The sequence below is a fragment of the Halomicrococcus pelagicus genome (assembly GCF_050954125.1).
Map to the genome: position 1 here is coordinate 26,853 of NZ_JBPBWC010000008.1, position 12,988 is coordinate 39,840.

Sequence of the window (12,988 nt, forward strand, 5' to 3'; positions counted from 1 at the left end):
GGCGGGAGCCACGGTGAAAAGCCTCTCCCCTCTCTGGGGTTCGTGTCAGTCGCTCGTCTGGCTGTACTGTTCGACCCACTCCTGGAGCGTGATGCCCATCGCGGACTGGGTGATGGCGTTCGAACTCGCGGAGTTGGCGCTCTTGACGAGTTCCGCCTCCAGGGTGCGTTTGGGCACCTCGCCGAGGAAGTGGGGGATGGCGCGCTGGACGGCGAGCGGACAGCCGACCTCGTGGGCGAGCGCGTACCCCGACAGCGAGTGGGGCACCTCCTCCGTGGCGTACGTCGGGTCCGGGTCGAGCAGCGTCTCGTCGTCGACGTGGTCGACGTACTCGTAGCACTTCCCGACGTCGTGGAGCAGGCAGGCGGCGACGACCACGTCCTCGTCCGGGTCGGCGCCGTGGAACTCGCGCTGCTCCTCGGCGCTGCGCTGGGCGATGCGGGTGACCCCGCGGACGTGCTCGACGTTCGTCACCTCGTGGATGTTCCAGGCGTAGGGAACGTCCCGGATGTCCCGCCAGCCGCCGCGTTCGAGGCCGAGCACCCACGCCTCGACCACCTTCTCACGGAGGCCGTCGTCCTGGATGTCGTCAAGTTCCGGAAACGCCTCTCGAATCTGCGTCTCATAGTCCGGGTCGTCGTTCATGGTCGTCCGGTCGGCGCGCTGGTACGTAATGGTTCGTGACTTACCGCCCTCGCGGGCCGGTTCCGCTCCCGGCGTCGGCACCGGAGGGCGTCGAAGAGGTGTCCGCGACGCTCCCACGGGCGGATTCGTCGACTCCATCGCTCGGTCCCCGGCCTCCCGTGCCGTCCCCGCCGACGTCGACCGGTTTCGACCGGCCCCTCGCTGTCGCGGCCAGCACTCACTTGCGCGACCGGGCCCACCTTCCCACGTATGAAAACCGTATTCCACCTCATCGCGGGCGACGAGGACCAGCAGAAGACCGGCCTGACCATCGCGGAGAACCTCTCGAAGGACGAGACGGTCGACATGAACGACATCGCGGTCGTCGCGCAGGCGAACGGTATCGAGCCGCTGACGAAGGGCGGCACGCACAGCGACGTCGTCGAGTCGCTGCTGGACGCGGGTATCTCGTTCAAGGCGTGTAGCAACACGCTCGACCTCGAAGACCTGGAGGAGTCCGACCTCGTCGACGGCGTCGAGACCGTCTCCTCGGGCGCGGCCGAACTGACGCGGCTCCAGGACGACGGCTACGCCTACGTCCGCCCGTAACGGGACTCCGACTCTCCTTTTCAGGCGGTGGTGCCGGACCGACGGTCGCCGTCGCCCGGGCCGCAAGGACGCCTGCGACGAGCGGTGGCTACTCGCCGGTCTCGTCTTTCACCAGGCGCTCCCGTCCGATGAACCGCGGTCGCTCGTCGACGGCGAGGAAGTTGTCCACGTCCTCGCGGGCCTCCTTCGCCTTCCCCTTGTCGGGGTCGTAGTCCCGCGACCCCTCGCTACCCAGCGCGTCGTACAGTTTGTCGAGGTCCTCGAAGTACAGTTCGGCGACGCCGTCGAACTCGGCGTTCTCGGGGTCGGTGGGGAGGACGGTCGCGTACCGGACGACGCCCTCGATGTCGCGGGCGATGGGAGTGTGTTCGTTCTGCCAGTGGTCGACGAACTCCTCGTGGGTCATGTCCTCCTGTCGAACGAGGAACGCCGAGTGCTTGTAGAGGCCGTCGGTGTCGCCGTCGACCTCGTCCTTCTGGACGATCTCCTCGCCGATGAACCGGGGGCGACGCTCCACGTCGAGGAAGTTGTCCACGTCCTCGCGGGCCTTCGCCGCGACCTCCTTCGTCGGGTCGTAGTCCCGCGACCCGGGCGACCCGAGTGCGTCGTGGAGGTCCGCGAGGTCCTCGAAGTAGAGCTCCGCCAGTCCGTCGAACTCGGCGTTCTCGGGGTCGGTGGGAAGGACGGTCTGGTACCGGACGACGCCCTCGATGTCGCGGGCGATGGGAGTGTGTTCGTTCTGCCAGTGGTCGACGAACTCCTCGTGACTCGTCCCTTCCTGCCGGACGAGCAGGGCGACGTGCTTGTACATGGTTGCAGTGTCAGCCGGAATGGTCATAAAACCACACGGAGACGGCTCCGCCGCCGGACGCCACCGGGAAATCCCCGGTCGGACGACGCGAACGTCGCGATTCGAAGGGGCGAGCGCGACCGGAACGGGTCGATACGGGGAGAAACGAGCGCGTAAATCCGCGAGTGGCTTTATCTGTACGGACGACCAAGGTGTACGTATGCGCTTTCACCGCTTCAAACGCGCAGTGAACCGCGCTCGCCACGCCGCCATCGGTGGAGCAATCGGCGCCGCCGTCGGTGGCCTGTTCAGTCGAAACGCCGCGAGCACCGGCGGTGCCATCGGTGCCTTCGTCGGTGCCGTGGTCGGCGAGACGCGAACGACGGCCCAGTCAAAGCTCGAACAGGTGAGAGAGCAGCCAACACTCGAACGGGTGAGAGAACGCACGGAGTAACCGCCGCTCGACGGTTCCGGTCGCCGGGCGTTCGAGGGACTCTCCGAGGGTCCCGTAGCCGACGTAGCGGGCGATTCGACTCCGTTCTCGGAACCCCGCTCGAATCCGTGACGGTCCTCCCGTCGCGCCGACCGTCGTTCGCGTCGTGCCGGCGCCCGACGCATCGACCGTCGCCGACGTTCTGGCGCGTCCGAACGCTCGCCAGGTGAGACGACCGCCGCCGTCGAGAAGTATCACCTACTTTCATTACTCGCCTCGGAGTAGCGCCGGACATGGGATTCTACCAGCGTGACTTCATGGAGGGTACGCGCGGGACCATGGGCGTCGACTGGGAGGAGCGGATAAACTTCCAGCGCCTGCGCGAACGACGCAAGGAGCGCGCCCTGGAGAAGATGCGCGAGCAGGGTCTGGGAAGCATGCTCCTCATCGACGACCCGAACGTCCGCTACGTGACGGGGCTGGCCATGACCGGCGGGTCCGGCGCGGACCACTACACGCTGCTCACGGAGGACGGCGACGTCGTCCACTGGGACACCGCCGACCACGCGAGCAACCAGCGCTTCAACTGTCCGTGGCTGGACGACATCCGGTACGCCGCGCCGGGCCTCGGCAACGTTCCCCGCGCGTCTGGGCGCGACTCGGCCAGGGACTGGCTGAAGGGCAAGATGGCTGACCTCGTCGTGGGGGCGATGGAGGAGTACGGCGTTCACAAGGAGCCGATGGGCATCGACGTGGGCAACGCCCACCTCGTCTCGAAGTTCGAGGAGCGGGGCGTCGACGTCCGCCCGGGCGAGTGCGCGCAGGCGATGGAGGACGCCCGGAAGGTCAAGACCTGCGACGAGATAGAGTGCCTGCGGATGGTCGCCGCCATCTGCGAGGCCGGCTTCCAGGCCATCACCGAGAGCGCGAAACCCGGCAAGCGCGAGTCGGAAATCTGGGGCGACGCGACGAGGGAACTCTGGCGACTCGGCGCGATGGTCCAGGGCGGCTATCTCACCTCCGGTCCGAACACCTGGCCGAAACACCAGGCCAACACGACCGACCGCATCGTCCGCCCCGGCGACCTCGTCTACGCCGACTTCTACAACATCGGCTTCATGGGCTATCGCTCCTGTTACTACCGCACCTTCTCGGTCGGCGAGCCGACCCGGGCGCAGCGAGACGCCTACGAGACGGCCCGGGACAACCTCTACGACGTGCTCGAACGCATCGAACCCGGCGCGACCACGGACGAGATAGCGGAGGGCTTCCCGGACATGGAGGGCGAGCACGCCGACTGGTACGACGCCGACGAGCACTGGCAGATGACGACCAACCACTGGGCGCACGGCCTCGGCCTGCAACTGTACGAGGTGCCGCTGATATGGCGCGGTCTCTCGCCCGACCACCCCATCGAGATAGAGGAGGGGATGACGATGGCCGTCGAGACGATGGAACCCGCCGAGAACCAGGGGGTTCGCGTCGAGGAGATGGTCGTCGTCCGGGAGAACGGCGTCGAGATTCTGAGCCAGTGGCCCGTCGAGGAGATAACGCGAATCGACCACTGACCGCGAGGACAAGACGGGCTACTTCCGCACCGTCATGACCGGGACCGGCGACGACCGGAGCACCTTCTCGGTCACGCCGCCGAGGAGGATGCGGTCGATCTCGCGTCGTCCGGTGGTCCCCATCACCACGAGGTTCACGTCGTTCTCCTCGGCGTAGGCGTCGATGACCCGGGCGGGGTCGCCCCGTTCGACGTGCTCTACTACGCGCTCGACGCCGCCGTCTGTGGCCGTCTCAGCGGCGTTCGAGACGGTTTCCTCGGCCGCCTCGCGAAGGTCCGCGTCCGAGACCTGCGAGCGAACGTCGAGGCCGAGCGACGGCTCCCCGACCACCGAGAGGACGTGGAGGGTCGCGTCGAGTTCGGCCGCGATGTCGGTCGCTTGCCCCACCGCCTGCGTCGCGGCCTCGCTCCCGTCGGTCGGGAGCAGGACGTTCTCGTAGGGGAACGAGGTCCGGGCCTCCTCCATCCGGACCGTGAGGACCGGAACGGGCGAGAGCCGAACCACCTTCTCGGTCACGCTCCCGAGGAGGTACCGGGACAGGCCGCTGCGGCCGTGCGTGGGCATCACCACGAGGTCGAAGTTCTGCGATTCGGCGTAGTCGGCGATGGTCGCGGCGGGGTCGCCCTGGAGCACCTCGGTCCGGCAGTCGATGCCGGCGTCGCGGAGGTCGGTCGCCACCTCCTCGACGACGTCTTCGCCCTCGTGCTCCAGCGCGTCCACGACCTCGCTCCCGACGACGGTCACGCTGTCGCGGTTGGTGTTCGCGACGTTCAGGACGTGGACCGTGGACCCGAACCGTTCCGCTATCTCCTGGGCGTGCTCCAGGGCGGTCGTCGCTCCGGCGCTCTGGTCCACCGGTACGAGGAGGTCGTCGTACATGGTTCCGTCGTCGGACGTTGACGCGGCTGGAGTAAGAGGTTTTCCCGGACGGTACTCGCGACGGCGGGTCGCCCGCACCCCTCGTTTCATCAATCGTTAAGGTCAGGCCCTCCGACGGTTCGAGCATGCAACTCGGCACGGGACTGTTCACCTGCCAGCGCCGCCCGGACGACGACCGTTCGACGAGCGCCATCTACGACGAGATGCTGGAACTCGGCGAGGCCATCGACGACGCCGGCCTCGACAGCGCCTGGGTGTCCGAACACCACTTCGCGGAGGACGGTTACCTCCCCGCCACGATGCCGTCGCTGGGTGCGCTGGCGGCCCGTACCGACGACGTGGAAATCGGGACCTGCATCGCGCTCGCGCCGCTGTACGACCCGGTGCGTCTCGCGGAGGACGCCGCGACGGTCGACCTGCTCGCGGACGGTCGGCTCACGCTGGGGCTGGCCATCGGTTCGAACCCCGCGGAGTTCGAGGCGTTCGGCGTCCCGCGCGAGGAGCGCGTCGAGCGCCTGCGGGACACGACGAACGTCCTGCGGGCCGCGTGGTCCGACGGTCCGCTCGACTACGACGCGGAGTTCCACGACGTGTCGCCGGACGTGACGGTGACGCCGAAGCCCGAGTCGGACGTACCGGTGCTGTTCGGCGGGTCGGCGAAACCGGCGGTGCGTCGCGCGGCGCGGGAGGCCGACGCGTGGTGTGCACCCTCCGCGCTCTCCGTCGAGGGCGTCCGCAAGCGCGTCGAGGACATCCGCGACGTCCGCGAGCGAGAGGGTCTCGACGACGACTTCGACGTGTACGTCCTCCAGCACGGGTTCGTCGGAGACTCCCGCAAGGACGCGTGGGAGACGATGAAGCCCGGCTACTTCTACATCCAGCGCCGCTACGCCGAAATCTTCTCCGGCGAGACGGTCGAGGAACTCGCCGACGACCGCAAGCGGGAGCTACGAGAGCAGGCTATCTTCGGGACGCCCGAACAGGTCGCCGACGAACTCGACGCGTACCGCGAGGCCCTGGGCGACGACGTCCACTTCGTCTTCCGCACGTACCACCCCGGCATCGGCACCGACGCGATGGTCGAGTGCATCGAGCGCCTCGGCGACGAGGTAGCGCCGCTGGTGCGCTGAGGCGTCTCGGCTCGCGTAGCAGTCCACCGTTTCCGCTGTCCGACGGCTTCTCCTACGGGTCACTCCGACCCTCGTTCGGCGGTCAGTCGCGCGGCGAGCGTCTGGGAGACGTCCGAGAGGTGGGCGGCACCCCAGAGGGCGACGACGACGCCGCCGACGGTGTCGAAGACGAGGTCGAGCATCGTGTTCGCGAGGCTGTACTGCGCCAGGACGCTCTCGGTGCCAGTCGACGACGCGAGGCCGTCGAGTGCGAACTCCAGCAGCTCCCAGAGGACGCCGAACGCGAGCGTGAAGAGGAGGATGAACGCGGCCACGAACTTCTGCGGGAGGTAGACGTCCTCGTAGTGGACGTCGAACGCCCGAACCGTCGTGTAGCCCGCCGCGGCGACCAGCGACGCAGACATGGCGTGGGTGAGCTGGTCCCACAGGCCGATGGACTGGTACAGCCCCACCGTCCCGATGGCGTGGAGGAAGACGGGGACGACGATCCACAGCAGCAGTCCGGTGTCGATGGGGAGCCGGTAGTTTCGTTCGAGCACCCCCGGCAGCTCCAGCAGGACGAGCGCGACGCCGGCGTTGACCACGATTCCCACGCTCGCACGCGCGACGCCGACGAACAGGACAGCGACCAGCGCGAGCTGGAACGCGCGGACGAGTTGCTGCTGGCGGCGGTCCGACAGCTGGAGGCGACGTCCGGACGACCGGTCCGACGTCCGTGGCGGTGCGGCTCGCTCGCGCGACTCGCCGGTGCGGAAGCCGAGACGCTGTGCGTCGACCCGTCGGAAGTAGGCGGTGAAGAGGGCGCCGGCGACGACTCCCGCTCCGGTCGCTGCGACCAGCGACCACATCACCTGGCGGAGTCCGGTGAGGTTCTGCGTGCCGAGCGTGAGGTCCGCGACCCACTGGACGACCGCCCACGCGCCGGCCGTCGCCATCGTCGTCGTGACCGCGAAGAGGACGGCGAATCCGGGCGACATCTCGACGGCGGTGAAGGCGTCGAACTCGACCACGATGGCGAGCGCCAGCGCGGGGACGACGAGGAACGTCGCGGCCGACCGGGGGAGGAGTCCGAGCGGCTGGCCGGCGAACGGGAGGACAACGAAGGCGAGGACCTCCCATGGGAGCGCGGCGGTCCACTGCCGGTACGCGACGCTCGGCACGACGACGACCGCGATGGCCGCGACGCCGAACCCGGCCCAGAGGAGGTCACCGGCGCTGGCGCTCGCCAGGGTCGCGGCGGCGAGACAGGCGACCAGCAGCCACGCGGCGACCGCGTTACGTCGCCGCGCGACGATACCCTGGCCGGTTCTCGAGGACATGCGAACGCCTACGCGGGGCTGCCGTAAAACGGAGGCGGCCCTGGCGGTGCGGGCGCGAAAAGAGGCGATAACCGCGGAGAAATCGAGGGGAGTCGTCAGACGAGCAGCTGGATGTCGGCGTCGGCCATGTGTTCGAGCGCGGTGGCCGCGCCGACGTCGGAGACGACGCCGTCGTAGAGGTCGGCGTCGTCGTAGTCCATCAGGTCCATCGTCATCTGGCAGGCCTGGAGTTCGACGCCGCTCTCCAGCGAGAGGTCGACGAGCTCCTCGATGGTCGCCGTCCCGTTCTCGTCTATCTTGCGCTCCATCATCCTCGTCGCCATGGAGTCCATGAACGGGAGCGCGGCGACCGCGTTCGGCATCGGCATGCTCGGGTTGCCCACCGCGCTGAGTTTGAGTTCCTTCGACTTCTCCTCGTGGAGGATGTCGAGTCCCCAGAACGTGTGGAAGACGACGACGTCCCAGCCGAAGGCCGCGGCGGTGCTGGCGAGGATGAGCGGCGGGTACGCCATGTCGAGCGTCCCCTTGGTGGCGATGATGGTCATCTTCTTCTGCCCCTCGCCCACCTCGCTCCTGAGGTCCGACAGCTCTCGTTCGAGTTCGTCTATCCGCTCCAGGAGGGCCGACTCGTCGATGGCGTCGGCGTCGCTACCGGGAGCGTCCGTCGATTCGTTCGGGTCTGGCGTGTCCGTGCTCATGGGCTCACTCCGTCTTCCGGACGTAGTGGCGGTAGACGGTCTCGCCGCCCTCGTCGTTCTCCTTCTGGTCGAGGAGCTCGACGCCGTCGGTCGTGTTCGCCCAGCCCTTGATGTCGCTCATGCTGCCGGAGTCCGTCGCGACGACCTCCAGCACTCCGTCCTCGTCGAGCGAGTCGATGGACTGCTTGGTCTTGACGACGGGCATCGGGCAGCCGAGTCCTTTCACGTCGAGCGTCTCCGTGACGTTGAATTCCGTACTCATTGTTGGTAATCACCCGTGGTTCGTATTGGGCTTAGCGAACAATACCGCTCCTTCGGTTAAAAGTGTGTTGGTTCGTGGGTCGAACGCGAAATACCATCTCCGATGATGTTGGAGCTCCTCTCAGAGGCCGTGCCACGAGAGCGACCGAGAGCACGTCTACGCGCGAGTTTCAACTAGTAGAAGACGTCGAGGGAGAAGAGGACGCCGATATCAGCTAAGGGTATTGTATGTATTGCAAAATACTATGCAAACCCTTATGTGTCTCCGTCCGGTAGATGGAAGTGCACATGAACGAACCTGAGTTTCCGACCCCGGACGTCGAGGTCGAGTCGATCACGCCCGAGCAGCTGAAGTCCCGCATCGACGCGGGCGAGGACGTGACGCTCTTCGACGTTCGAGCGGAAAACGAGCACGAGGAGTGGAAGATAGAGGGGGAGAACGTCGAGACGGTCAACGTTCCGTACTTCAACCTGCTCGGCGACGACCCCGACGACGAACTGTTCGCGGACCTCCCAGAGGACGAGGAGATAACGGTCCTCTGCGCCAAGGGCGGCTCCAGCGAGTACGTCGCCGGGCTCCTGGCCGAGCGCGACTACGACGTGAACCACCTCGCTGAGGGGATGAACGGCTGGGCGCGCATCTACGAGCGCGCGGAGATAGAGAGCGACGCCGACGCGACGGTCGTCCAGTACCAGCGCCCCTCCAGCGGTTGCCTGAGCTACCTCGTCGTCGACGACGGTGAGGCCGCGGTCGTCGACCCGCTCAGAGAGTTCGCAGACGAGTACGTCGCCGACGCCGAGGAGTACGGCGCGGACCTCACGTACGCGATCGACACGCACGTCCACGCCGACCACGTCAGCGGCGTCCGCGAACTCGGCCGGAAGACCGACGCCGAGGCGGTCATCCCCGCTCCCGCCGAGGGTCGCGGCGTCGATTACGACGCCGACTACCGCACGGTGGAGGACGGCGAGGAACTGGCGGTCGGAGCCGCAACCGTCGAAGTTATCCACACGCCGGGCCACACTACTGGTATGACCTCCTATCGCGTGGGGGACGTCCTCTTCACGGGCGACGGCCTGTTCACGGAGAGCGTCGCTCGGCCCGACCTCGAAGAGGGCGACGAGGGCGCGCCCGACGCCGCCGGGATGCTGTACGACACGCTCCAGGACCGCGTCCTCTCGCTGCCGGACGACGCCGTCGTCGCGCCGGCGCACTTCAGCGACGCCGCCGACCAGGCCGACGATGGCACCTACACGGCCACCGTCGGCGAACTCGAGGCGTCGATGGACGCGCTCTCGATGGACCGCGACGAGTTCGTCGAGTTCATCCTCTCGGACATGCCGCCGCGACCCGCCAACTACGAGGACATCATCGCGACGAACCTCGGCCAGCGGGACGCCAGCGACGACGAGGCGTTCGAACTCGAACTCGGACCGAACAACTGCGCCGCCAGTCAGGACGCCATGACGAGCGACTGATTGGCATCGGATTCCAACTATGACAGGTGTACTGCCAGCGCTGACGTTCGCAGAGTTGTTCCCGAACGGGATTTCCCACTACGCCATCGGTGGCCTCCTCATTGGCCTCGGTGTCGCAGTCATCTATCTCGGGTCGGGAATCATCGCCGGGGCGAGTACGTTCCTCGAATCGACGTTATCGTACGTCTCGGACGTTCCCCGGTTCGGCAAGCCGAAGTACGTCGCCTCCCGGGACTGGCGCGTCGTCTTCACGCTCAGCATCGTGGCCGGCGCGGCGGTCTACCAGTTCGCCTTCCACGGTGAGCCGTGGGTGACCGACGTGCAGTGGTGGCGTCTGCTCGGCGGGGGCGTCCTCGTCGGCGTCGGCACCCGCATCGGGAAGGGCTGTACGTCCGGTCACGGCGTCTGTGGCGTCGGGTCGGCGTCGTTCACCTCGATAAGCAACGTCGTCACGTTCATGGCGGTGGCCATCGGGACGGCGAACCTCGTGCAGGCACTGGGGGTGTCGCCGTGAGCCCCGAGTCGCGAAGCGACGAGGAGAGCGGACGCGGTCTCGTGTTCATGCTCCTCATCGTGGCTGGTGGACTGCTGTTCGGGTTCGGTCTCGGTTACAGCCACATGGCCCGCCCGGAGGTCGTGCTGAACTTCCTGCAGTTGCAGGACCTCGGCCTCCTGTTCGTGATGGGCGGCGCGGCGGTCGTCACCGGAACGACGTTCGCGGTGGCGACCCGGTTCCTCGACAGCGCGCCCCTCACCGGCGATACGTACACTCGTCGCCTGAAGTCGTTCGACAGGAACGTCCTGGTGGGCGGCGCCATCTTCGGCGTCGGGTGGGGCGTCTCGGGCATCTGTCCCGGGTCGGCCTACGCCAGCGTCGGCATCGGGAACTACCCCATGCTGCTCGGCGTCGCCGGGATGTTCATCGGCGCGTACGCCCAGGGGCTCTGGCGCAAACGCCGCGCGGAAGCGAACGCGCCGACGTCGACCGCCGACTGATCCTCTTCTCGCGTTTACCGCTCTCGTTTTTACGGTCCGCTCTCGCGATTATATTGCACGATACAATCACGACCATTGTTGGCGGTCCGGTCCTATCGTCTCGTCCGTGACGGCAACGCATCGCCCGCCGTCCCGCCCCGCCGAGGCGGCACCGGAAAGCGACTGCCGCGTCGACGACTGGAGGAGCCGTTCGTCGCCCTGACGCCGGTCGAACGATATCGCACACTCGGGACCGCGCACCCGTTCGCCGGCTGCAGAGGAACGACGGTGGCGCCGCGACCGTCGACTGACCGGCGGTCCACTTCCCGGTCGGAGTTTCCCTCGCGACCCGGTTCTCTCGCCATCGATATTGTGCGGCAGTCCCAAAACCGTTATTACCTACCGGCCATTAGCCGGTAGTAGGCAGAATAGTATGATACACACACAACCGAACTGCACCACGGACGGTGGACGGTAAGTATGCTCGGAATCGAATCCCTCAGCGGAAACGCACTGGCCGTGGCGACGGTCGGCGTCGTCCTCGCCGAGGCGATGGTACTGTACGTAGGGTACGGCGCGCTCTCGCGCGTGGCCGGACCGCAGTTGCTCGACGCGGTGAGTGGTGAGTGACAATGGAACTGTTCGGAATCGCGCTGGCGACGCTCGCACTGTTCGCGGGGTTCGGCCTGCTCGTCGGGATCCTCTTCGGATTCTTCGGGATGGGCGGGTCGTTCCTCGTCACGCCGGCCCTGCTCGTGATGGGATACGCGCCGAAGGTCGCCGTCGGGAGCGGACTGGCGTTCGTGTTCGGCACGTCCGTCATCGCGACGCTCAAGCACCGCGACCTCGGACAGGTCGACTACAAGCTCGGGGTGCTGATGATCGCCGGGACGACGGCCGGCATCGAGGTCGGCAAGGAGCTCGTGATGCTGCTCGAAGAACTCGGCCTCGCCGGGAGCATCATCAGCGTGACCTACGTGGTCCTGCTCGGCGGCATCGGCCTGTTCGTCACGTACGAGGCGCTGAAGGGCGACGACGGCGGTGGTATCGACCACGACGCCGACGCTAACGCCGAGGTCGACGCCGACGACATCCCCGACATCGCCAAGAAGATACAGCAGTACCGGATTCCGCCGATGATGTCGCTTCGCGGCGGCGTTCAGGTGTCGCTGTGGATGATACTGGGCGTGGCGTTCGCCACCGGCCTGCTCTCGGGGCTGCTCGGCGTGGGCGGCGGGTTCATCCGCATGCCCGCGCTGTTCTACCTCATCGGCGTTCCCGTTCCCATTGCGGTCGGAACCGACCTGTTCGAGATCGTGTTCTCGGGCGGCATCGGGTCGTTCCTCTACGCCCAGTCGGGCGGCGTCGAACTCTCGATCGTCGCGCCGCTTCTGGCCGGGAGCGCGCTCGGTGCGCGCGTCGGGTCGGCCGCCACGAACATCGTCGACGAGGACGAGATCAAGCAGTACTTCGGATACATGCTGTTGGGCGGTGCGATCGCCGTGGCGTTCCGCCAGATCGGAAATGCCTACGGCATTCCGGTCCTCACCGACGTCAGCCTCGCGCTGATACTCGGGTCCGCGCTGATGGTCAGCGGGGCGGTGGTCTACAGCAGCGTGAAGAACATCCGCGACGGCCGCACGGAGAACGCGATGAGCGCCGACTGAATCCGGCCGCTCGCGGCCTGCGCGGGTAGTTTTGTGGATACCATGCAAAATCCTTTTATCCTTCTGGTTCCTACTGACCTACAAGAGATGGCTAGCTCGATGGCAGAGTACCTCCAGCAGGACATGGAGTGTGAGGGACTGCTGGAGTGTATTCACGGACTGAAGGAACTGGACCGCACGTGTTACCAGGTAGTCGTCGAGAGCGGGGAACCGCTCACCATCGACGAGATCGCCGACCGCATCGACCGCGAGCGCTCGACGGCCTACCGGGCGATTCAGCGACTGCTCCAGTCAGGATTCATCCAGAAAGAACAGGTCAACTACGACCAGGGCGGTTACTACCACGTCTACCGGCCGACCGACCCCGACCAGGTCACCGACGACATGCAGCGGATGCTGAACGAGTGGTACGCGAAGATGGGTCAGTTGATCCAGGAGTTCGAGGACAAGTACGACGCCGAGACCGAAGCCGAACAGGCAGTCAGTTGATTCGGCCGCGGTCGTACCGCAGTCGGTGTCGAACTGTCCGGACGGTGTTTCTCCTCGTCGCTCGACG

At 66.8% G+C, this 12,988-nt stretch carries 16 protein-coding genes; 10 read left to right on the forward strand and 6 right to left on the reverse strand.

From position 1 onward, the window contains the following. Positions 1-45 precede the first annotated feature (45 nt). A complete protein-coding gene (locus ACRYA2_RS15165) occupies positions 46-645 on the reverse strand; it encodes an HD domain-containing protein (protein WP_433629788.1) in 600 nt (199 codons plus the stop codon). 249 nt (positions 646-894) lie between these two features. On the opposite strand from ACRYA2_RS15165, the gene ACRYA2_RS15170 reads away from it, so the two are divergent. After that, positions 895-1,233, forward strand: a complete 339-nt coding sequence (locus tag ACRYA2_RS15170; protein ID WP_433629791.1) for a DsrE family protein — start codon at positions 895-897, stop codon at positions 1,231-1,233. 88 nt (positions 1,234-1,321) lie between these two features. On the opposite strand, the gene ACRYA2_RS15175 is transcribed toward ACRYA2_RS15170, so the two are convergent. Next, positions 1,322-2,044, reverse strand: a complete 723-nt coding sequence (locus ACRYA2_RS15175; RefSeq protein WP_433629794.1) for an EthD domain-containing protein — start codon at positions 2,042-2,044, stop codon at positions 1,322-1,324. 199 nt (positions 2,045-2,243) lie between these two features. Between ACRYA2_RS15175 and ACRYA2_RS15180 the strand changes: the two genes are divergently transcribed. Together ACRYA2_RS15180 and ACRYA2_RS15185 are read left to right on the forward strand one after the other, a co-directional pair. Next, positions 2,244-2,477, forward strand: a complete 234-nt coding sequence (locus ACRYA2_RS15180; RefSeq protein WP_433629797.1) for a YMGG-like glycine zipper-containing protein — start codon at positions 2,244-2,246, stop codon at positions 2,475-2,477. 272 nt (positions 2,478-2,749) lie between these two features. Further along, a complete protein-coding gene (locus tag ACRYA2_RS15185; protein ID WP_433629800.1) occupies positions 2,750-4,024 on the forward strand; it encodes a M24 family metallopeptidase in 1,275 nt (424 codons plus the stop codon). Between the two features lie 18 nt (positions 4,025-4,042). On the opposite strand, the gene ACRYA2_RS15190 is transcribed toward ACRYA2_RS15185, so the two are convergent. After that, positions 4,043-4,903 (reverse strand): universal stress protein, encoded by an 861-nt coding sequence (locus ACRYA2_RS15190; protein ID WP_433629803.1) that lies wholly within the window; start codon positions 4,901-4,903, stop codon positions 4,043-4,045. Between the two features lie 125 nt (positions 4,904-5,028). Between ACRYA2_RS15190 and ACRYA2_RS15195 the strand changes: the two genes are divergently transcribed. Then, positions 5,029-6,033: an LLM class flavin-dependent oxidoreductase gene (locus ACRYA2_RS15195; protein WP_433629805.1), complete on the forward strand. Its 1,005-nt coding sequence runs from the start codon at positions 5,029-5,031 to the stop codon at positions 6,031-6,033. Positions 6,034-6,092: 59 nt separating this feature from the next. Here the strand turns inward: ACRYA2_RS15195 and ACRYA2_RS15200 are convergent, their stop codons facing one another. The 3 genes from ACRYA2_RS15200 to ACRYA2_RS15210 all read right to left on the reverse strand — a co-directional run bounded on the left by ACRYA2_RS15200 (position 6,093) and on the right by ACRYA2_RS15210 (position 8,312). Next, positions 6,093-7,352, reverse strand: coding sequence for a DUF2238 domain-containing protein (locus tag ACRYA2_RS15200; RefSeq protein WP_433629808.1), 1,260 nt, complete (start codon positions 7,350-7,352; stop codon positions 6,093-6,095). A 95-nt stretch (positions 7,353-7,447) separates the two neighbouring features. Beyond that, entirely contained in the window at positions 7,448-8,050 is a 603-nt protein-coding gene (locus ACRYA2_RS15205; protein ID WP_433629811.1) for a DsrE/DsrF/DrsH-like family protein, read from the reverse strand. Between the two features lie 4 nt (positions 8,051-8,054). Next, positions 8,055-8,312 carry a sulfurtransferase TusA family protein gene (locus tag ACRYA2_RS15210; protein WP_433629814.1) on the reverse strand — a complete coding sequence of 86 codons (258 nt, stop codon included), beginning with the start codon at positions 8,310-8,312 and terminating at the stop codon, positions 8,055-8,057. Positions 8,313-8,599: 287 nt separating this feature from the next. On the opposite strand from ACRYA2_RS15210, the gene ACRYA2_RS15215 reads away from it, so the two are divergent. The 6 genes from ACRYA2_RS15215 (at position 8,600) to ACRYA2_RS15240 (ending at position 12,921) form a co-directional block, all read left to right on the forward strand. Continuing rightward, positions 8,600-9,790, forward strand: coding sequence for an MBL fold metallo-hydrolase (locus ACRYA2_RS15215; protein ID WP_433629817.1), 1,191 nt, complete (start codon positions 8,600-8,602; stop codon positions 9,788-9,790). Positions 9,791-9,809: 19 nt separating this feature from the next. Further along, positions 9,810-10,304: a YeeE/YedE family protein gene (locus tag ACRYA2_RS15220; protein WP_433629820.1), complete on the forward strand. Its 495-nt coding sequence runs from the start codon at positions 9,810-9,812 to the stop codon at positions 10,302-10,304. A gap of 47 nt (positions 10,305-10,351) precedes the next feature. Beyond that, positions 10,352-10,786, forward strand: coding sequence for a DUF6691 family protein (locus tag ACRYA2_RS15225; RefSeq protein WP_433630253.1), 435 nt, complete (start codon positions 10,352-10,354; stop codon positions 10,784-10,786). Between the two features lie 459 nt (positions 10,787-11,245). Next, positions 11,246-11,395 (forward strand): DUF7512 family protein, encoded by a 150-nt coding sequence (locus tag ACRYA2_RS15230; protein ID WP_433629822.1) that lies wholly within the window; start codon positions 11,246-11,248, stop codon positions 11,393-11,395. A gap of 2 nt (positions 11,396-11,397) precedes the next feature. Then, positions 11,398-12,432 (forward strand): sulfite exporter TauE/SafE family protein, encoded by a 1,035-nt coding sequence (locus ACRYA2_RS15235; RefSeq protein ID WP_433629825.1) that lies wholly within the window; start codon positions 11,398-11,400, stop codon positions 12,430-12,432. Positions 12,433-12,519: 87 nt separating this feature from the next. Beyond that, positions 12,520-12,921, forward strand: a complete 402-nt coding sequence (locus tag ACRYA2_RS15240) for a helix-turn-helix domain-containing protein (RefSeq protein ID WP_433629828.1) — start codon at positions 12,520-12,522, stop codon at positions 12,919-12,921. Positions 12,922-12,988 lie beyond the last annotated feature (67 nt).

Excerpts from the sequence above, each read along its gene's own strand:
- ACRYA2_RS15195 (WP_433629805.1), top strand. The coding sequence starts at position 5,029 with ATGCAACTCGGCACGGGACTGTTCACCTGCCAGCGCCGCCCGGACGAC.
- ACRYA2_RS15215 (WP_433629817.1), top strand. The coding sequence starts at position 8,600 with ATGAACGAACCTGAGTTTCCGACCCCGGACGTCGAGGTCGAGTCGATC.
- ACRYA2_RS15205 (WP_433629811.1), bottom strand. The coding sequence starts at position 8,050 with ATGAGCACGGACACGCCAGACCCGAACGAATCGACGGACGCTCCCGGT.
- ACRYA2_RS15170 (WP_433629791.1), top strand. The coding sequence starts at position 895 with ATGAAAACCGTATTCCACCTCATCGCGGGCGACGAGGACCAGCAGAAG.
- ACRYA2_RS15185 (WP_433629800.1), top strand. The coding sequence starts at position 2,750 with ATGGGATTCTACCAGCGTGACTTCATGGAGGGTACGCGCGGGACCATG.
- ACRYA2_RS15210 (WP_433629814.1), bottom strand. The coding sequence starts at position 8,312 with ATGAGTACGGAATTCAACGTCACGGAGACGCTCGACGTGAAAGGACTC.
- ACRYA2_RS15190 (WP_433629803.1), bottom strand. The coding sequence starts at position 4,903 with ATGTACGACGACCTCCTCGTACCGGTGGACCAGAGCGCCGGAGCGACG.
- ACRYA2_RS15220 (WP_433629820.1), top strand. The coding sequence starts at position 9,810 with ATGACAGGTGTACTGCCAGCGCTGACGTTCGCAGAGTTGTTCCCGAAC.
- ACRYA2_RS15230 (WP_433629822.1), top strand. The coding sequence starts at position 11,246 with ATGCTCGGAATCGAATCCCTCAGCGGAAACGCACTGGCCGTGGCGACG.
- ACRYA2_RS15200 (WP_433629808.1), bottom strand. The coding sequence starts at position 7,352 with ATGTCCTCGAGAACCGGCCAGGGTATCGTCGCGCGGCGACGTAACGCG.
- ACRYA2_RS15165 (WP_433629788.1), bottom strand. The coding sequence starts at position 645 with ATGAACGACGACCCGGACTATGAGACGCAGATTCGAGAGGCGTTTCCG.
- ACRYA2_RS15235 (WP_433629825.1), top strand. The coding sequence starts at position 11,398 with ATGGAACTGTTCGGAATCGCGCTGGCGACGCTCGCACTGTTCGCGGGG.
- ACRYA2_RS15180 (WP_433629797.1), top strand. The coding sequence starts at position 2,244 with ATGCGCTTTCACCGCTTCAAACGCGCAGTGAACCGCGCTCGCCACGCC.
- ACRYA2_RS15240 (WP_433629828.1), top strand. The coding sequence starts at position 12,520 with ATGGCTAGCTCGATGGCAGAGTACCTCCAGCAGGACATGGAGTGTGAG.
- ACRYA2_RS15175 (WP_433629794.1), bottom strand. The coding sequence starts at position 2,044 with ATGTACAAGCACGTCGCCCTGCTCGTCCGGCAGGAAGGGACGAGTCAC.
- ACRYA2_RS15225 (WP_433630253.1), top strand. The coding sequence starts at position 10,352 with ATGCTCCTCATCGTGGCTGGTGGACTGCTGTTCGGGTTCGGTCTCGGT.